This window comes from Tenacibaculum bernardetii (assembly GCF_029125915.1).
Taxonomy (GTDB): Bacteria; Bacteroidota; Bacteroidia; order Flavobacteriales; family Flavobacteriaceae; genus Polaribacter; species Polaribacter bernardetii.
Genome location: NZ_JAQJCU010000006.1, coordinates 191,131 through 209,920, shown reverse-complemented (window position 1 = coordinate 209,920; position 18,790 = coordinate 191,131). Strand labels below are relative to the sequence as shown.

General features: G+C 32.5%; 16 protein-coding genes. 6 read left to right on the top strand and 10 right to left on the bottom strand.

The window, feature by feature from the left end:
- Positions 1-323: 323 nt before the first annotated feature.
- Together P2G10_RS07280 and odhB are read left to right on the top strand one after the other, a co-directional pair.
- Complete coding sequence (locus tag P2G10_RS07280) at positions 324-3,050, top strand: 2-oxoglutarate dehydrogenase E1 component (protein ID WP_275315908.1); 2,727 nt, start codon at positions 324-326, stop codon at positions 3,048-3,050.
- 159 nt (positions 3,051-3,209) lie between these two features.
- A complete protein-coding gene (odhB, locus tag P2G10_RS07275; protein ID WP_275315907.1) occupies positions 3,210-4,424 on the top strand; it encodes a 2-oxoglutarate dehydrogenase complex dihydrolipoyllysine-residue succinyltransferase in 1,215 nt (404 codons plus the stop codon).
- 540 nt (positions 4,425-4,964) lie between these two features.
- Here the strand turns inward: odhB and P2G10_RS07270 are convergent.
- The 10 genes from P2G10_RS07270 to P2G10_RS07225 all read right to left on the bottom strand — a co-directional run bounded on the left by P2G10_RS07270 (position 4,965) and on the right by P2G10_RS07225 (position 15,027).
- A complete protein-coding gene (locus P2G10_RS07270; RefSeq protein WP_275315906.1) occupies positions 4,965-5,678 on the bottom strand; it encodes a DUF547 domain-containing protein in 714 nt (237 codons plus the stop codon).
- Positions 5,679-5,811: 133 nt separating this feature from the next.
- Positions 5,812-7,125: a Fe-S cluster assembly protein SufD gene (gene sufD, locus P2G10_RS07265; protein WP_275315905.1), complete on the bottom strand. Its 1,314-nt coding sequence runs from the start codon at positions 7,123-7,125 to the stop codon at positions 5,812-5,814.
- Positions 7,126-7,130: 5 nt separating this feature from the next.
- Positions 7,131-7,883 carry a Fe-S cluster assembly ATPase SufC gene (sufC, locus tag P2G10_RS07260; RefSeq protein WP_260586490.1) on the bottom strand — a complete coding sequence of 251 codons (753 nt, stop codon included), beginning with the start codon at positions 7,881-7,883 and terminating at the stop codon, positions 7,131-7,133.
- A gap of 6 nt (positions 7,884-7,889) precedes the next feature.
- Positions 7,890-8,741 (bottom strand): N-acyl homoserine lactonase family protein, encoded by an 852-nt coding sequence (locus P2G10_RS07255; RefSeq protein WP_275315903.1) that lies wholly within the window; start codon positions 8,739-8,741, stop codon positions 7,890-7,892.
- Positions 8,742-8,757: 16 nt separating this feature from the next.
- Entirely contained in the window at positions 8,758-10,206 is a 1,449-nt protein-coding gene (sufB, locus tag P2G10_RS07250; protein WP_275315902.1) for a Fe-S cluster assembly protein SufB, read from the bottom strand.
- Between the two features lie 15 nt (positions 10,207-10,221).
- Positions 10,222-10,551 (bottom strand): HesB/IscA family protein, encoded by a 330-nt coding sequence (locus P2G10_RS07245; RefSeq protein ID WP_218771595.1) that lies wholly within the window; start codon positions 10,549-10,551, stop codon positions 10,222-10,224.
- 106 nt (positions 10,552-10,657) lie between these two features.
- Complete coding sequence (locus P2G10_RS07240; protein WP_275315900.1) at positions 10,658-11,716, bottom strand: cytochrome-c peroxidase; 1,059 nt, start codon at positions 11,714-11,716, stop codon at positions 10,658-10,660.
- Positions 11,717-11,725: 9 nt separating this feature from the next.
- Complete coding sequence (locus P2G10_RS07235; protein WP_275315898.1) at positions 11,726-12,484, bottom strand: MbnP family protein; 759 nt, start codon at positions 12,482-12,484, stop codon at positions 11,726-11,728.
- A 2-nt stretch (positions 12,485-12,486) separates the two neighbouring features.
- Positions 12,487-13,803, bottom strand: coding sequence for a hypothetical protein (locus tag P2G10_RS07230; protein WP_275315897.1), 1,317 nt, complete (start codon positions 13,801-13,803; stop codon positions 12,487-12,489).
- On the bottom strand, positions 13,804-15,027 hold the full coding sequence (locus P2G10_RS07225; protein WP_275315895.1) for a choice-of-anchor B family protein: 1,224 nt from the start codon (positions 15,025-15,027) through the stop codon (positions 13,804-13,806).
- A gap of 129 nt (positions 15,028-15,156) precedes the next feature.
- On the opposite strand from P2G10_RS07225, the gene thiL reads away from it, so the two are divergent.
- The 4 genes from thiL to P2G10_RS07205 all read left to right on the top strand — a co-directional run bounded on the left by thiL (position 15,157) and on the right by P2G10_RS07205 (position 18,789).
- Complete coding sequence (gene thiL, locus P2G10_RS07220) at positions 15,157-16,203, top strand: thiamine-phosphate kinase (protein ID WP_275315894.1); 1,047 nt, start codon at positions 15,157-15,159, stop codon at positions 16,201-16,203.
- 156 nt (positions 16,204-16,359) lie between these two features.
- Positions 16,360-16,830: a peptidoglycan-binding protein LysM gene (lysM, locus tag P2G10_RS07215; RefSeq protein WP_275315893.1), complete on the top strand. Its 471-nt coding sequence runs from the start codon at positions 16,360-16,362 to the stop codon at positions 16,828-16,830.
- Between the two features lie 162 nt (positions 16,831-16,992).
- Positions 16,993-17,889 carry a DMT family transporter gene (locus P2G10_RS07210; protein WP_218771589.1) on the top strand — a complete coding sequence of 299 codons (897 nt, stop codon included), beginning with the start codon at positions 16,993-16,995 and terminating at the stop codon, positions 17,887-17,889.
- Between the two features lie 33 nt (positions 17,890-17,922).
- Entirely contained in the window at positions 17,923-18,789 is an 867-nt protein-coding gene (locus tag P2G10_RS07205; protein ID WP_275315891.1) for a YicC/YloC family endoribonuclease, read from the top strand.
- Position 18,790: the final 1 nt, after the last annotated feature.

The following is an 18,790-nucleotide window of genomic DNA, read 5'->3' as shown; positions in this document are numbered from 1 at the left end:
CTAAGACCCTCTGATTAACAGTCAGATGCTCTAACCAACTGAGCTAAGGAGGAATTTAAAGCGGACTTGCTTTAAAAGCGAGTGCAAATTTAAGGGCTTTTTTCATATTTGCAAACATTTTTTGATAAAAAATAAAATAAAAAATGCTTACACCTGATTGTCAGTAGTTTGTTTTAGGTTTGGATTGGTTTGTGTGGAGGCTTGTTTACCTTTCTAGTATAATTGTTTGGCTGAAATTTAGCATAAAAAAAAGTCTTGTTTTTAGTAAAAGTTGTATTTTTGTCATCATTATTCTTATTGATAGAAAAGCATAGTAAATATATATGGACAAGTTTTCGTTCTTGAACGCAGCACATACAAGTTTTATAGGAGATTTATACGAACAGTATCAAAAAAACCCAGATGCAGTAGAACCAAGTTGGAGGAGTTTTTTTCAAGGATACGATTTAGCAAACGAAGATTATTCGTTGACTGATGAAGAAGTTTCTGTTGAAATCCCAGAGAAAGTACATAAAGAGTTTTTAGTAATTGATTTAATAAACGGTTACCGAACAAGAGGGCATCTTTTTACAGAGACAAACCCAGTTCGTGAGCGTAGAAAATATTCTCCGACATTAGATGTTGAGAACTTCGGGTTAAATCAATCAGACTTATCTACCGTTTTTAACGCAGGAGGCGTTTTAGGTATTGGAGCAAAAACATTAGAGGAAATTATTAAACACCTAAAAGCTATTTTTTGTGATAGTATTGGTGTTGAATATATGTACTTACGCAACCCCGATGAATTAAAGTGGTGGCAAAGTCGTTTAAATAAAAATGATAATCAATCTAATTACAGCGTTGAATCAAAAAAATATATTCTTACAAAACTAAATCAAGCTTCAGTTTTCGAAAGTTTTTTACAGACAAAATACGTAGGTCAAAAGCGTTTTTCTGTAGAAGGTGGAGAAACTTTAATACCAGGAGTAAGTGTTGCACTTCGTGATGCGGCTGAAAAATATGGTGTTGAAGAGTGTGTTTTAGGAATGGCCCATCGTGGTCGTTTAAACACGTTAGTAAATATCTTTAAAAAACCTGTTCGTGATTTGTTTAGCGAATTTGAAGGTAAAGACTTTGAAGATCAGGATATTGGTGGTGATGTAAAGTATCACTTAGGGTTAACCTTAAGTAAAGCATACAAAGGTGGACAGAAAATGAAGATGAATTTGGTTCCAAATCCATCACATTTAGAAACTGTTGGAGCAGTAGCAGAAGGTATTGTTCGTGCAAAAGTAGATTTACATTATAACGGAGACGACAGTAAAATATTACCAATTTTAGTGCACGGTGATGCTGCAATTGCAGGTCAGGGAATCGTGTATGAAATTGCGCAAATGATGACCTTAAATGGTTATAAAACAGGTGGTACAATTCATATTGTAGTAAATAATCAAGTTGGTTTTACAACGAATTACTTAGATGCTCGTTCTAGTACTTATTGTACAGATGTAGCCAAAGTAACATTGTCGCCAGTATTACATGTAAATGCAGATGATGCAGAAGCTGTTTGTCATGCAATGGAAATGGCTGTTGAATATCGAATGAAATTCAAAAAAGACATTTATATTGATTTATTAGGATATCGTAAATATGGTCATAACGAAGGTGATGAACCTCGTTTTACACAGCCAAAATTATATAAAGCAATTTCTAAGCATAAAAATGCAAAAGAAATTTATACAGAAAAACTAATTAAAGAAGGTAGTGTTTCAGCAGAGTATGTACAGCAAATAACGGACGATTTTAAAGCGCATTTAGAAACTGAGTTTACAGAATCTAAAAAGAACTCAACTTCTAAAATTCAAGAATTCATGCCAGCGGTATGGGAAGGGTTTGTTCGTAAGCAATTACAAGATATGTTAAAACCGGTAGATACTACCTACCCGGTTGAAGCATTAAAAGGTATTGCTAAAGTGATTTCTAATACTCCTAAAGGTCATAAGTTTGTTCGTAAAGCAGAGCGTATTTTAAAAGGTCGTGAAAAAATGGTCTTTGAAGATAATACTTTAGATTGGGGTACGGCAGAGAATTTAGCATACGGAACTTTACTTGAAGAAGGATTTAATATTCGTATTTCAGGAGAAGATGTAGAAAGAGGAACTTTCTCTCACCGTCATGCTATTATGCGAGATGAAGAAACTTTAGAACGTGTAAATTTATTAAACACAAATCCGAATAATAAAGGAGAAATGACAATTTTTAATTCTCATTTATCTGAATACGGTGTTTTAGGCTTCGATTATGGTTATGCAATGGCAGCACCAAATACATTAACTATTTGGGAAGCTCAGTTTGGAGATTTTGCAAACGGAGCACAAATTGTATTTGATCAATATATATCTTCAGCAGAAGATAAATGGAAATTGCAGAACGGATTGGTAATGTTATTACCTCACGGATATGAAGGGCAAGGACCAGAGCATTCATCAGGTAGAATTGAGCGTTTCTTACAATCGTCTGCAATAGATAATTGGACGATTGCAAATTGCTCTACACCTGCAAATATATATCACATATTACGTCGTCAGATGAAGCGTGATTTTAGAAAGCCATTGGTTATTTTTACACCTAAAAGCTTGTTGCGTTTACCAAAAGCAGTAAATACTATTGAAGATTTAGGTAACGGTGCTTTTAAAGAGGTAATTGACGATACTGTTGATACAGCTAAAGTGAAAAAAATGGTGTTTTGTTCAGGTAAATTCTACTATGATTTATTAGCAGAGCGTGAACAATTAGATAGAGAAGATATTGCTTTGGTAAGGATAGAACAATTATTTCCGTTACACAACGAGCAAATAAAAGAAGTGATGGATAGATATCCAAATGTAGAGCGTTATGTTTGGGCACAAGAAGAACCTAAAAATATGGGGTCTTGGAGTTACATGTTAGAACGTTTTGAATTAGCGAAGTTAGAATGTGCATCGAGAGATTACCATTCGGCACCAGCTGCAGGTTCAAGTGCACGTTTTAAACGTCGTCACCAAAGAGTATTAGATATGGTTTTTGATTAATATCAATTACTAAAAAGTATATGCGTTAGGGATTGAAACGACATCCTTTTAATTTGTTTCTTCGAGCGAAGTCGAGAAGTAGTCAAATTAAAAGATATAGTGAAAAGCCCGCTCGAACGCCCAAAAAAATAAAATATTTCCGAATAAAAATAAAGAAACATGAGTGTTTTAGAAATGAAAGTTCCTTCTCCGGGAGAATCAATTACAGAAGTAGAAATAGCAACTTGGTTAGTTGAAGATGGTGATTATGTTGAAAAAGATCAGCCTATCGCCGAAGTAGATTCTGACAAAGCAACGTTAGAATTGCCTGCGGAAGAAAGCGGAATTATCACTTTAAAAGCAGAAGAAGGTGATGCTGTTGAGGTTGGAGCGGTTGTTTGTCTTATAGACATGAGCGCTGAAAAACCAGCAGGAGGATCGTCTACTGAAACAAAAAAAGAAGAAGCTCCTAAAAAGGAGGCTCCTAAAAAAGAAGAACCCAAAGCTGCAACTTATGCAACTGGTACTGCTTCTCCTGCAGCTAAGAAAGTTTTAACTGAGAAAGGAATCGATGCTGGTTCGGTAAAAGGAACTGGAAAAGATGGTCGTGTAACAAAAGATGATGCCGTAAATGCTGTGCCTTCTATGGGAACGCAACCAACAAATGGTTCTCGTGGTACAGAGCGTAAAAAAATGTCGATGTTACGTCGTAAAGTAGCACAACGTTTAGTTGCTGTTAAAAGCGAAACGGCAATGTTAACTACGTTTAACGAAGTGAACATGCAACCAATTTTCGATTTACGTAAGCAGTATAAAGAGGATTTTAAAGCAAAACATGGTGTAGGATTAGGTTTCATGTCTTTCTTTACTTTAGCAGTTGTTAGAGCTTTAGAAATGTACCCTGATGTAAACTCTATGATTGATGGAGATTATCAAATAAAAAATAACTTTCAAGATATTTCTATTGCAGTTTCTGGTCCTAAAGGATTAATGGTACCTGTAATTAGAAATGCCGAAGATTTATCTTTTAGAGGTGTTGAAAGCGAAGTGAAGCGTTTAGCTATACGTGCTCGTGATGGACAAATAACTGTTGATGAAATGACAGGTGGAACATTTACAATCACAAACGGTGGTGTATTTGGATCAATGTTATCTACACCAATTTTAAATCCACCACAAAGCGGTATTTTAGGAATGCACAATATTGTTAATCGTCCGATGGCTGTTAATGGTGAAGTGGTAATTCAGCCAATTATGTACGTTGCGTTATCTTATGATCATAGGGTTATTGATGGTCGTGAATCTGTTGGATTCTTAGTAGCCGTTAAAGAAGCGTTAGAAAATCCAGAAGAATTATTAATGGGTAATAACATTAAGAAAGCATTAGAAATGTAGGTAACAATGTTGCCGTATAAATATAAAAATCCTATGCGAAAGCATGGGGTTTTTTGTTTGTAACTGTTTCCTGATTTCTACTATATCTTTTTCTGTTTGTCTTTACCAGTTTTTTTGTTTTTATGTAAATACTGGTAATATTTAGCGCTTTAAATGAGTCAGAAAAAGGATGTCGTTTTAATCAGGGCTATATTTGTTTATTGTTTTTCTTGTAAGCTTACCTTTTTTCTTTAAAAGGGTATTATAAAAATAAAGGAATTAAAAAGTCTTATGAACAAATTAGAATTATAGATGTGTTGCGATCTTAAATCCTGCCTGAGTAAATCTAGATCTAGATTATTAAAAAAATGAAAGATAGTAGGTAAATTGAGTTATGGGTTAACTCAAGAATTATCATATTTTTAAAAGCTAGTAGATGAATTAACTAAATCAAGAGAAATAAAAAAAGTTATGAATATTAAAAACGATAAATTAGGTATTAATATTATAAGCAGGTGATAAAAAAAGGGGATTGGGGGGATTAAGTGATAGATATAGAAGTTACTGTAAGCCGTTTAAATGCCAATCATATTCTAGGAAAGTTACCTCGGCGTTATCATTTACTTTTACAGTAGAATATTTATTTATATACTCTATTAAAGTGTTTTTTTCTGTAAAATCTCCTTTATACCATTCAAACATCTTAGAAACCTCAATTTTAGTAATTGTTATTTTATTTTTAGAAGTATCGTTTATAAAGTTCTTCATCAGTAACTCTAACGTACTATTTAAATTCTTTGCAGTAAAAGCGTAGTTAGGGAATCTAGGACCAGATTTAGAGGCAGCATTTATTCCAACATGAACTCTAGGGTCATTATGCCATCTACGTAGTATTTTGTGCTCTATATAATCTAAAGAGTAGGTTTCTTTACCAACTACTGCAAAAGGTATTTTCCAAGCATTTCTACCTTTTCTTTTTATATCAGTAATCTTTTTTAAAGGATAACTGTCTAATATTAGTTTAATAGTATAGGCATTGTATGCATTCATCCAAAAAGCCTTTGCTTTATTCTGAGACCAGTTTCTACCAGGAATTTGATTCTCTAAATGATTTAAGTAGATATCTAGTAAAGCTCTGTTTTTTCTTAGGCCTTTATAATCGATATTTCCTTCAGTATCTACATAGGTTTTTAAAAGGGCATTAAATACATCGGTTTGTGAATAAGATTGAACGCTAATAAATAACAGAACAAGTAGTGTAATTGTTTTTTTCATTTGTTTATAGTTTTTACATTTCTCTATTTTTGACGAATATTTTTATGAATCATTACAAATAACATTTTTTTTTAATAACAAAGGTCATTCAATATTGAACGACCTTTGTTTTATTTGTGTGAAAATAAGTGTTTTACAAATCAAAACCTATATTTACACCTAATTTATTTGCGATTAACTTGTTAATTCGTGTCTTTACTTCTGGTATTTTTACACTTTCTAATACCGTATTTGCAAAGGCATACATTAGTAATGCTTTCGCTTCTTTCTTCGGAATTCCACGTTGTTGCATATAAAATAAAGCATCTTCATCTAATTGACCAATCGTACAACCGTGAGAACACTTTACATCATCTGCAAAAATCTCTAACTGAGGTTTTGCGTTGATGGTTGCTTTATCGCTTATTAGAATGTTGTTGTTTTGTTGATACGCATTTGTTTTCTGAGCTTCTTTTTCAACAACTACCTTTCCGTTAAAAACTGCTGTAGAGCGGTCACTATAAATACCTTTGTAATCTTGATGAGACTCACAGTTTGGCTCAATATGATGCACCAATGTATGGTGATCTACATGTTGCTTTCCTTCAGTAATAGTAATTCCTTTTAAGATAGAATCGATATGTTCTCCTCTTTGATAAAAGTTTAGATTGTTACGTGTAATATTTCCTCCGAAAGAAAAAGTATGCACAGAAACAATACTATTTGATTTTTGCTCTATGTAAGAATTATCTACTAAAGAAGCATTTTCATCATCATTCTGAATCTTATAAATATCTACCGTTGCATCTTTTGCAGCATACACTTCTGTTACGGCATTTGTTAAAACCGAATTAGAAGTTAAACTTTGATGACGCTCTATAATTTGAACATGTGCATTTTGTTCTGCAACAATTAAATTACGAGGTTGTGTCATGATAGCCTCTTCAGAACCTGTAGTAAAATAGATAACCTGAATTGGTTTATCTACTTCTACATTCTTAGGAATGTTAATGTAAGCTCCCTCTTTTGCAAATGCAGTATTTAACGATGTTAAATTATCTTGCTTTGCAATTTTATTGAAGTAGTTTTCAATAACAGCTTTGTATTTTGGTTTTGTTAATGCCGATGACATTAAACAAACATCAATTTTATCATGTGTAGTTTCAGATAAGAAAGAACTATATTTTCCGTCGATAAATACAATTTTATAAGTATCTATATCGTGGATGAAATATTTCTTAACATCTGCTAATTCTATAGCGTTTTCCGAAGTAGGAAAAATACTATAGTCTTGTTTCAATACAGCATTTAAAGAGGTGTATTTCCAAGCTTCTAATTTCTTAGTAGGAAAACCTAATTCTTCAAAATTCTGTAGCGCTTTTGTTCTAATATCGTGTATATCCGAATTGATATCCACTCCATTTTCAAAAGCTACGTACGACGTGGTTAATTTATCTTTTAATTCCATTTTTCTTAAGAATTAACTTCTTCCTTAATCCAATCATATCCTTTTGCTTCTAACTCTAAAGCTAAAGAAGCATCACCCGATTTTACGATTTTACCATCGTATAATACGTGTACAAAATCAGGAACTATATAATCTAATAAACGTTGGTAGTGTGTAATTACAACTACAGCATTGTCTTTAGATTTTAATTTGTTTACACCGTTAGCTACAATACGTAACGCATCGATATCTAAACCTGAATCAGTTTCATCTAAGATAGCTAATTTAGGCTCCAACATTGCCATTTGAAAAATCTCGTTACGTTTCTTTTCTCCTCCAGAAAAACCTTCGTTTAAAGAACGTGATAAGAATTTACGGTCTATCTCTAATAATTCAGATTTCTCACGAATCATTTTTAACATGTCTTTTGCAGGCATGTCTTCTAAACCTTTAGCTTTACGATTTTCGTTAATAGCTGTTTTGATAAAGTTAGTTACCGAAACACCAGGGATTTCTACAGGGTACTGAAAAGATAAAAATACACCGTTGTGTGCTCTTTCATCAGGACCTAATTCACTAATATCTTCGTTATTTAACTCTATTGAGCCATCTGTAACTTCGTACTCTTCTTTTCCTGCAATTACGTTCGCTAACGTACTTTTACCAGCACCGTTAGGACCCATTATTGCATGAATTTCACCTGCTTTAACCTCTAAATTCAATCCTTTTAAGATTGATTTATCTTCTATGTTAGCGTGTAAGTTTTCTATTTTTAACATTACTAGTTACTTTTTTAATAGATTTTGTAATTTCTTGAAAGCTTTTGGTGAGTGTTGAATGATCACCTCAGCATTTTTTTCTTTAGCGAAAGCTTCAAATTTTTGCATGCTTTCTAAAGTTTGCTCAACATTATAGTTGAATGAAGGAACACCTTTGTTGGCTCTGTTCTCTTCAAAATGATATAAATCACCCGTTAATAAAACTGGTTTTTCAATACCTGATACTTTTACATATAAAGCTTGATGGCCAACTGTATGACCTGGCATGTATTTTATAACAACAGTATTGTCGCCAAAAACATCGTAATCACCATTTAATTTTTTGACATTTTTTAATGCTGCTACCGCAGGATTTTTCTGTTTTAAAGAATCTCCAGCAACAGAATTATATTCGTTTTCTTGTACCAACCAAGTTGCATCTTTCATGTAGTTTGCATGCCCTGTATGATCAAAATGAGAATGAGACATTGCAAAATATTTAAAATCTTCAATCTTAAAACCAATTGTTGCTAATTGATTCGCTAATGAGTCTGCTCTTTGTACTGTAAATGTTCCGTCACCAGGAGTTACAGCTTCTGGTAATACTAAGTTTTCTGGTAAGCCAGCATCCCACATTAAGTTTCCTTTAGGGTGAGAGATTACATAGTATGCATCACTAAATTGTTTTGTTTGTCCTGTATACGTAGTGTCTTGAGAAAAAACTTCTAATTTGTTAACCAATATCGATCCACCATTTAAAACATATAGCTTTACGGCCGTTTCTTCAGTAGTCGTTTTATCAGCATTCTCTTTTTTATCAGTGTTTTTACAACTAATAACTGTAATTGCGATAAGTGTAAGTAAAAATATTTTTTTCATCATTTTATGATTTAAATTATCCAACACTTCCTTCTAAACTAATTTCCAATAGTTTTTGTGCCTCTACAGCAAATTCCATTGGTAACTTATTTAATACTTCTTTACTAAAACCATTAACAATTAACGCAATTGCTTTTTCAGTATCAATACCACGTTGGTTACAGTAAAATAATTGGTCTTCACCAATTTTACTCGTTGTAGCTTCGTGTTCTATTTGTGCTGATTTGTTTTTAGCCTCGATGTACGGAAACGTGTGTGCGCCACATTCGTTACCCATTAATAAAGAATCACACTGAGAGAAGTTACGAGCATTTTCTGCACGTGGTCCTATATGAACCAATCCTCTGTATGAATTTTGTGATTTACCTGCAGAAATTCCTTTCGAAATAATAGTCGACTTGGTGTTTTTACCTAAGTGAATCATTTTCGTTCCGGTATCAGCTTGCTGGTAATTATTAGTTACAGCAATTGAGTAAAATTCTCCAACAGAGTTGTTTCCTTTTAAAATACAACTTGGGTATTTCCAAGTAACTGCAGATCCTGTTTCAACTTGTGTCCAAGAAACTTTTGCATTGGTTTCGCAAATAGCTCTTTTGGTTACGAAGTTGTAAACACCACCTTTTCCTTCTGCGTTTCCAGGATACCAGTTTTGTACTGTTGAGTATTTAATTTCAGCATCATCTAATGCAATTAACTCAACAACTGCGGCGTGTAATTGATTTTCATCTCTGCTTGGTGCAGTACAACCTTCTAAATAAGAAACGTAACTACCTTTATCGGCAACAACTAAAGTTCTTTCAAACTGACCGGTTCCTCCTTCGTTAATTCTGAAGTAAGTTGATAATTCCATCGGGCAACGAACGCCTTTCGGAATGTAACAGAAAGATCCATCAGAAAAAACCGCCGAATTTAATGCTGCATAAAAATTATCGGTAGTAGGAACTACGGTTCCTAAGTGTTTTCTTACTAATTCTGGATGTTCTTGAATAGCTTCAGAAATAGGCATAAAAATAATACCTTTCTCTCCTAATGTTTCTTTAAAAGTTGTTGCAACAGAAACTGAATCCATTACAATATCAACAGCAACATTAGCTAATTTTTTTTGCTCATCTAAAGAAATACCTAAACGCTTAAAAGTATCCAATAATTCTGGGTCAACTTCATCTAAACTGTTTAATTTTGGCTTTTCTTTTGGTGCAGAATAGTAAGCAATTTCTTGAAAGTTAGGTTTCTCGTAATGAACATTTGCCCATTCTGGTTCTTCCATTTTTTGCCAAACTCTAAACGCTTCTAGACGCCATTCGGTCATCCATTCTGGTTCGTTTTTCTTTTTAGAAATTGCACGAACCACGTCTTCATTCAAACCTTTAGGAAAGGTTTCGCTTTCTATTTCAGTATAAAAACCATATTCATATTCTTTGGTTTTTAACTCTTCTCTTAAATCATCTTCTGTATACTTGCTCATAATTGAGTTGTAATATTATAGTGAAAAACTTTCGCCACATCCACAGGTACGGTTTGCATTCGGATTGTTAAATACAAATCCTTTACCGTTTAAACCTCCAGAATATTCTAATGTTGTTCCTACTAAGTATAAAAAACTTTTTTTATCAACAACGATTTTAACGTTGTTCTCTTCGAAAATTTTATCGTTTTCTTGTGTGCTTTTGTCAAAAGTTAGGTCGTAAGATAAACCTGAACAACCTCCGCTTTTTACACCAACACGTACAAAATCTACTGTAGCATCAAAACCGTCATCAGTCATTAACTCGATAACTTTGTTTTTTGCTGTGTCTGAAACTTTTATCATTACTTAAGTGGATTAACTCTAAATAGTTTGCAAATATACAATATAAGTATCAGTTTAGTACATAACTTGGCATTGTGTTTTTCGATAGGTTTATTTGATTTTCTGATTACTCTTGAAAATCTAAATTATTAACAAAATCATTATCAGATAGTGAGAGTAGAAATGCTTTTAAGTCAGATTTATCCTTTTCTGAAAGATTAACACCACCTTCATTTACTTTTTTCATCAAAGGATCAATCGTTGATGAAGTTTTTAAACCTGTTGAATAATGATTAATAACTTCATCTAAAGTAACAAAACGACCGTCGTGCATATAAGGGGCAGTAAATTTTAAATTACGAAGAGAGGGAGATTTAAATTTACCATTGTCATTTGGATCGCCAGTAACTTTAGCTAATCCTAAATCAGATAAAACAGCATCTAAACCGTTGTTGTGAAATTTATTATCGGTCCAAAGTGGATTGTTATTACTTCCATGGCAATGAAAACAATCGCCGCGAGCTTCATCCATAAAAACATCAAATCCGTTTTGTTCTTGCGGAGTTAATGTTGTTTTTCCGAGTAAAAATTGATCGAATTTAGAATTTCCAGAAATGAGTGTTCTTTCGAATTGAGCGATTGCTTTGGTAATTAAAATAGAATCTATTTTGGTGTTTCCGAAAGCTTGTTGAAATAATGTAGGATATTCTGGGTGGTTTTTAATGCGTTCTGCAACATTCGTCCATTTGCTATGCATTTCTATTGGGTTTCGAACCGGCTCTAACGCTTGTCGTTCTAAACTAAGTTCTTTCCCGTCCCAAGTAAAACGCTCATCGAAATTCCAAGCTAAATTGAATAAAGGCATCGAGTTTCTCTTACCAAGTAATCCATCTACACCTTCGCTAAATTGCGTGTTATCTGTAAAAGCTTTTGCAGGGTTATGGCAAGTTGCACATGATTGTGTGTTGTTTTGTGATAATATTTTATCGAAAAACAATTTTTTACCTAAAGCAATTCCTTCTTCGGTTAACGGATTGTTTGTGGGGATTACTGGTGCAATTATTTTTTGTTGAAATAATTCGGGAATTTCTAAATTTACGGGTACAGGAGTATATACGTCATTTTCTTCCTTTGATGAGCAACTCATTAAAAGTAATAGTAATAAAATGTATATACTTTTTTCCATTATTTAGTTTTATTGCGAAATTGATCCTAAACTAAAAACACCGCTTTTACCGTTTGCAGACATTTCCTTTTGAGCATCAAAATCTATCATTAAGTTGGTGTTTTTTTCGTTTAAATCCCAGTCATTTGGGTTTTTAAACCATTCTGCAATATTCATTTTAACCTCTATATTAGCATCACTTTTAATGTTTACACTTCCTAAATTTACAATGAAAGAAGTATCTTCGGGTATTGATGTTGTTGTGTTGTAAGCCCTAATTACATGAAAGTTGTAAGGGTTTTCATTAGGAATATCATCTTTGTATTTTCCATCTAATTGCATAAAATGATAACCGCCACCTAACATCATCGGAACATTCCAAGAAGCGGTATTTAAATCGGCATACTCCCCGTCTATATTATCATCATTATTAAAACCAAAGGTTATGGCTAAACTATAATTTCCTTCAGTTATTTTTAATGACGGATTAAACACTAAGCTTTCTTCATCGCTTAAATCGATTAATTTATAACCTTCAAAAATAGTAGCTTTATCGGCTGCATCTGTTAAAGTGATTTTTGATACTAAATAACGTAATTTATCAATAGTAAGTTTAGTCCCTAATTTATTGGTGAGTCCTGTGTTGCTTAAATCTGATTTTTCAAAAGGAGCACCATCCCAATTTTGGGTAAAATTTATTTTAACACTAACTTCTTTTATAGGTTCGTCACTGTCTGAACTACATGAGAAAAGTAATATGCTTAAGAAAAGGACTATATATTGTTTCATTTTTATTTTAGTTTGATAATCAATAGGTCAGAAAAACCTTTGTTTGTTGCTATATCTTGATTGTTACTACTGCTTTCGCCTACAGCGATAATATTTCCGTTAGTAAGCTCTATTGCATCGTAACAAAAATCTATTTCGGTGCCACCAATAGTTTTTTGCCATTGCTGATTTCCGTTTGCATCAATTTTAAGAATTAAAGCATCGTTTTGCCCTTTGTTGGTAAATCCGTTATCAGCACTTCTTGAGCTTCCTGAAATAAGAAAACCTCCATCAATGGTTTTGCGAATAGAACGGCCAACATCAAAACTAGTACCGCCGTAATTTTTTTGCCATATCAAATCACCATCCGAAGTTATTTTTATCGCCCATAAATCTGCTCCTCCATTGTTTTGTGTTACATCTTTGTTAGCGCTACGTGTGTCTCCAATAATTATAAAATTACCATCATCGGTTGTTGTAATTGCTCTAGCTTCGTCAATTTCATCACCGCCAAATGATTTCTCCCAAAGTAAGGTTCCAGCTTTATCAGTTTTTACGACCCAAAAATCATAACCACCCTTGTTATTTGTAATGTCAACATCATCACTATCAGAAGAACCAACCATTAAATAACCGTCAGAAGTTTCTGTTATATCGTAACAAGTATCGGTATTTGTGCCACCAAAATATTTACGCCATTCAATTGTGCCGTTGGCATTTAATTTTATTCCCCAATAATCGCCACCAGCATGTTTTGCAGCTGTTTTTGCGTTTCCTAATCCTCCGGATGCTGTTACGTCTAATATACTTGCAATAAAATAACCATTGTCTGAGGTTTGAATTAAGCTAAAACCTTGATCTGTGCCTGAAAATCCTGTGCTTGTTTTCCAAAGAATATTTCCTGATGCATCTAGCTTTAAAATCCAAATATCTTCAAATCCTTGGTTAGAATTTAAATCACCATCATCACTTTTACTATAGCCAATAACAGCAAAGCCATTATCATTGGTTTGAATAATTTTGTAGGCTTTCTCATCGTTTGAACCTCCGTATGTTTTTTGCCATTGCAACTCGTCATTTGCATCGAACTTTAACAACCAATAATCATATTGAACAGTCGTTTTTGTTGTGATAATATCTCCATCAATACTTTGTGTGAAACCTAAAACAATATAGCCGCCATCAGAAGTTTCAACAACGCTTCTTCCGCTTTCATTTTTTGTGCCACCATAAGTTTTTACAAAATCAACTTGTGCTGTTTTTATAGGTAATTGTATGCTAGTATCATTGCTACAACCATACATCACTATGAGTAATATAAAGAAGGTTTTTTTTAGCATTTACTGTTTTTTTATAATGAATAAGCCTTTGTTGATGTCACTTACTACTATTTTACCACTACTAAAATAAGGGTATACATTCCAAACACCATTAAAATTAGCACCGTTATTACTTGGATAAGTATCGAAAAATCCAGTTTCTGTGATGGTTTTACTTTCTATGCTAGAAATATCGATAAAACGTACACCTGCCGTGTAATTAGCAAGATAAAAAGTATTGTCTTTAACATATCCGTTATGATCTATTGCAGCAGTTGGACCTGTGTAAGTAAAATGTTCTTTAGGGTTTTCTAAATCAGTGAAATCAAAAATAATATTTCTTGTTTTGTTTCCAAAACGTTGTTCATCTAATTCATCTCCTAAAATAAAATATTTTGTATCTTTAGTAAACCAACCTTGGTGTGTGTAACCTACGTTTGCGTATGATATTCTAGAAATATTTACGGGGTTTGCTTTGTCACTTATATCAACTATAACAACTTCATTTTCATTGCTTCCTATTAAAATTTCTTTACCAATATACCTAGCATCCGGACCGTTGTAGTTGATTACTTGCGCATCGTGACTGTAATTATCGGTTCCCCATCCGCCTTCGCTTTTAGGGTTTTTAGGATCTTGTATATTGATAAATAAAGGACCTCCATTGTTTAAAGGTGTTCCGTTTAATTTCGTTCCTACAGGGTATGCATAACCAGAATCCTCATTAATTACGATATTGTGAGCGCGTCCAAACTCTGTAAAATGTGCATCAGCGGTAAAAGTTTCTGGAGCATTAGTTACATTCCTCATTTTTGTTAAATCAAAAACTTGCATTCCGTGGTTACTCGCTTCACTTACAATAAAAGCATGGTCTTTGTATACTTTTATGTCGTGCCAAGAACTATTAACTGTTGCTGTAGGTAATTTACCTAAATATAAAGGATTGTTAGTGTCTGTTATATCTATAAAAACAGTTCCGTTTTCTACGCCCATTATTGCGTACTCTTTATTATTTTTAGGGTCTGTCCATCCCCAAGAATCATTGCCTTCTGTAGCTCCAAAAGTACTGAGTGGTATGTTTAAAAGTAAATCGTAATTATTACAAGGATATATTCCTGCCATACCAGATACACAAGGTATTTTGTTTTCTGTAGGAGGTTCTTTGTCAATATTCTCATTTGAACTACAAGAAAATAATAGTAATAAAAAAGAGAATAAAAGAACAGGTTTAATCTTATTAATCATAATGAATTTTTTTTAAAAGTATAAAGTTAAAGAATAACTACTTATAAAACAGTAATAAATAGTTAAACCCTATATTAATTTAAAAATTGTTTGGTTTTGTTTAAAAACTATGTTTAGTACCTTTGCAAAATGTTAGAAGATAAAAACCAAGAAAGAACATCATTAGCTGAACTAGGAGAGTTCGGATTAATAAACCATTTAACGGAACATTTTAAAATATACCATTCATCAACTCAAAAAGGAATTGGTGATGATGCAGCAGTTATAAGTTCGTCAAATAAAGAACTATTAATAACGACTGATTTGTTAATAGAAGGTGTGCATTTCGATTTAAGCTATATGCCTTTAAAACATTTAGGTTATAAAGCTGTAATGGTAAATTTATCAGATGTATATGCTATGAATGGTGTTGCAGAACAAATTACCGTATCAATAGCTGTTTCTAACCGCTTTCCGTTAGAAGCATTAGAGGAATTATATGCAGGAGTGCAATTAGCTTGCGATACCTATAAAGTAGATTTAATTGGAGGAGATACAACATCTTCAACTAAAGGTATGTTGATTTCTGTTACAGCAATAGGAGCTGCAAAAAAAGAGGATATTGTTTATAGAAACGGGGCAAAAGTTACGGACTTAATAGTTGTTTCTGGAGATTTAGGAGCTGCGTATTTAGGATTACAGGTTTTAGAAAGAGAAAAACAAGTATTTCAGGTAGATCCTCAAAATCAACCAGATTTAGATAAATACACGTATTTAATTGAGCGTCAGTTAAAACCAGAAGCACGTAAAGATATTTCTGAATTGTTAAAAGAACTAGATGTAAAGCCAACAGCAATGATTGATATTTCTGATGGATTGTCATCTGAAATAATGCATATCTGTTCACAAAGTAAATTAGGGTGTAAAATTTATGAAGAAAAATTACCCTTAGATCCACAAGTTATTTCTACTTCAGAAGAATTTAATATGGATAGTACCATGATTGCTTTAAGTGGAGGTGAAGATTATGAATTGTTATTTACAGTGCCACTTGCTGATTTTGATAAAATAAAGGCAAACCCTAATTTATCAATTATAGGTCATATGGTTGAAGAGAATCAAGGTGTCAATTTAGTAACTAGAGCCGATCAAGAAATAGCATTAAAAGCACAAGGTTGGAATTCATTTGAAGAATAAATTTTATAATTGATATTATATAAAGATCATGTTTCATTGAAGTATGATCTTTTTTATGAATAAAAATTAATGTTTATAATAAAGTTAAAATCATATAATATTGTATATTAGTAATCAGAAAGTGAATTTATTAATTAACGAAAAATCAAAAGAATAATGGGAATTTTTTCATTTATTAAAAATGCTGGTGCCAAAGTATTTGGTATCGGAAAAACAACTGAAGAGGAAGCTACTGAAAAATCTGCTAAACTTATAGATGCAGTAAATAAATTAGAGTTTTCTGTAGAGAATTTATCAATAGATATTGAAGACGATAAAGCAACAGTTTCAGGTGAAGCTGCAGATTTAGCTACAAAAGAAAAAGTTGTTTTAGTTGTGGGTAATACAAATGGTATTGCTTCTGTAGAAGATAATATGACTGTTGCTGAGGTTGAAGAAATAGAAGCTGCAGTTATGGCACAATTTCATACAGTAGTAAGCGGTGATACTTTAGGTAAAATTGCAAAAGAATTTTATGGTGATGCAATGAAGTATCCTGTAATTTTTGAGGCTAACAAGCCAATGTTATCACATCCAGATAAGATTTATCCTGGGCAAGTATTAAGAATACCACCATTAGTAGACTAATTACTCGTAAAAAACACTTTAAAAAGCACTGCAAACGCAGTGTTTTTTTATGAAAATTATACATTTTACTTTAATCGGTTAAACATCTTTACTTAACTAAAAAATAACCAAAAAGAAGCAGAATATTTTTCATCTTTGCTGTTTAATTATGGTAAATAAAAGATGAGTCAAAGAACACTAGCATTAATAGCAACGTCAATAGCTACACTTATTTATGGTGTTACATTTACGGTCGCAAAAGAGGTAATGCCTTTATATATAAAGCCGTCTGGTTTTATCTTAATTCGAGTAGGATGTGCGGCTATGGTTTTTTGGTTATTAGGTGTTTTTGTAAAAGCAAAGCCAATAGAGAAGTCAGATTATAAGAATATTATGATAGCTGCTTTTTTTGGAGTAGGGTTTAATATGCTTACCTTTTTTAAAGGCCTTAGTTATACTACGCCAATTAGTGCCTCTGTAATGATGGTAACATCGCCTATTTTAGTGTTAATATTTGCAAGTATTCTCTTAAAAGAAAAGCTAATTTTCAGAAAAATAGCAGGAGTGATTATTGGCTTAATAGGAGCCGTAGTCTTAATAGCTTATGGTAGTTCGCCTAATGTAGATGCTAAAAATATGATGTTAGGTAATTTTTTGGTGTTTATTAATGCTGCTTCTTACGGAATGTACTTAGTAAAAGCAAAAAAGTTAATAGAAAAATACAATCCAATAGTATTTGTAAAGTGGTTGTATTTGTTTGGTTTGCTTTTCGTAATTCCTTTTGGTTTTTCAGAATTAACTGAAGTTCAGTGGCACTTAATGCCAACATCAATTTATTTAAAAGTTGGGTTTGTTGTTTTGTTTACAACTTGTATAACCTATCTTTTTAATTTATTTGCATTGTCTAAATTAAAGCCAACAACGGTAAGTGTTTTTATTTATTTACAACCCGTTATTGCATCAATTTATGCTTTAATTGTAGGTAGCGATAGTTTAAGTATGGTAAAAATTGCGGCAACACTTCTTATCTTTTTAGGTGTCTTTTTGGTAACTAAACAAGTAGTAGCTAAAAATAAATAAATGTATCTTTGCGCTTTCTTTTAAATTGACAATATGATACAGTCTATGACGGGTTATGGAAAATCCGTATTACATTTACCTTCTAAAAAAGTAACCATTGAAATCAAATCTCTTAATAGTAAGAATTTAGATTTAAATACAAGAATGCCATCTTATTATAAAGAAAAAGAATTAGCTGTTCGTAAGAAGCTAGCTAGTAACTTGGTAAGAGGTAAAATAGATTTCTCTATCTATGTCGAAACAACAGCAGAAGTAACTTCAACAAAAGTAAATAAAGCAGTTGTTGAAAATTATGTAGCTCAGTTAAGAAATGCAATGGCTATCGATGCTGCTGATGATATTGAGTTGTTGAAAATGGCAATAAAAATGCCAGATGCTTTAAAAACTGAGCGTGAAGAGTTAGATGAAAATGAATGGACTCAAATTGATACTCATATTGATGAAGCTTTAAAGGAAATTATAGCTTACAGAACAGATGAAGCTATATCTTTAGAAGACGACTTTAAATTAAGAATAACAAATATTGAAGTTGCTTTAGAAGAAGTTAAAAAGTTAGACGGAGAAAGAATAGAAAACGTAAAAGAACGTTTGCAAAAAGCTTTAACAGAATTAAAGGTCGAAATTGATGAAAATCGTTTCGAACAAGAGCTTATTTACTACTTAGAAAAGTTAGATATAAACGAAGAAAAAGTTCGTTTAGGAAATCATTTAGTATATTTCTTAGAGCAATTAGATACTGCAGATTCTAACGGAAAAAAATTAGGTTTCATCGTTCAGGAAATTGGTAGAGAAGTAAATACCATGGGGTCTAAAGCTAACTTTGCCGTGATGCAAAAAATCGTGATCCAAATGAAAGATGAGTTAGAAAAAATAAAAGAACAAATTTTAAACGTTTTATAAA

Coding starts and splice junctions, on each gene's coding strand:
- P2G10_RS07255 (WP_275315903.1), bottom strand. CDS start 8,741: ATGAAAAAAATATTTTTACTTACACTTATCGCAATTACAGTTATTAGT.
- sufD (WP_275315905.1), bottom strand. CDS start 7,125: ATGGAATTAAAAGATAAATTAACCACGTCGTACGTAGCTTTTGAAAAT.
- P2G10_RS07210 (WP_218771589.1), top strand. CDS start 16,993: ATGAGTCAAAGAACACTAGCATTAATAGCAACGTCAATAGCTACACTT.
- sufC (WP_260586490.1), bottom strand. CDS start 7,883: ATGTTAAAAATAGAAAACTTACACGCTAACATAGAAGATAAATCAATC.
- P2G10_RS07230 (WP_275315897.1), bottom strand. CDS start 13,803: ATGCTAAAAAAAACCTTCTTTATATTACTCATAGTGATGTATGGTTGT.
- P2G10_RS07205 (WP_275315891.1), top strand. CDS start 17,923: ATGATACAGTCTATGACGGGTTATGGAAAATCCGTATTACATTTACCT.
- sufB (WP_275315902.1), bottom strand. CDS start 10,206: ATGAGCAAGTATACAGAAGATGATTTAAGAGAAGAGTTAAAAACCAAA.
- P2G10_RS07240 (WP_275315900.1), bottom strand. CDS start 11,716: ATGGAAAAAAGTATATACATTTTATTACTATTACTTTTAATGAGTTGC.
- P2G10_RS07270 (WP_275315906.1), bottom strand. CDS start 5,678: ATGAAAAAAACAATTACACTACTTGTTCTGTTATTTATTAGCGTTCAA.
- lysM (WP_275315893.1), top strand. CDS start 16,360: ATGGGAATTTTTTCATTTATTAAAAATGCTGGTGCCAAAGTATTTGGT.
- P2G10_RS07245 (WP_218771595.1), bottom strand. CDS start 10,551: ATGATAAAAGTTTCAGACACAGCAAAAAACAAAGTTATCGAGTTAATG.
- P2G10_RS07225 (WP_275315895.1), bottom strand. CDS start 15,027: ATGATTAATAAGATTAAACCTGTTCTTTTATTCTCTTTTTTATTACTA.
- thiL (WP_275315894.1), top strand. CDS start 15,157: ATGTTAGAAGATAAAAACCAAGAAAGAACATCATTAGCTGAACTAGGA.
- P2G10_RS07235 (WP_275315898.1), bottom strand. CDS start 12,484: ATGAAACAATATATAGTCCTTTTCTTAAGCATATTACTTTTCTCATGT.
- odhB (WP_275315907.1), top strand. CDS start 3,210: ATGAGTGTTTTAGAAATGAAAGTTCCTTCTCCGGGAGAATCAATTACA.
- P2G10_RS07280 (WP_275315908.1), top strand. CDS start 324: ATGGACAAGTTTTCGTTCTTGAACGCAGCACATACAAGTTTTATAGGA.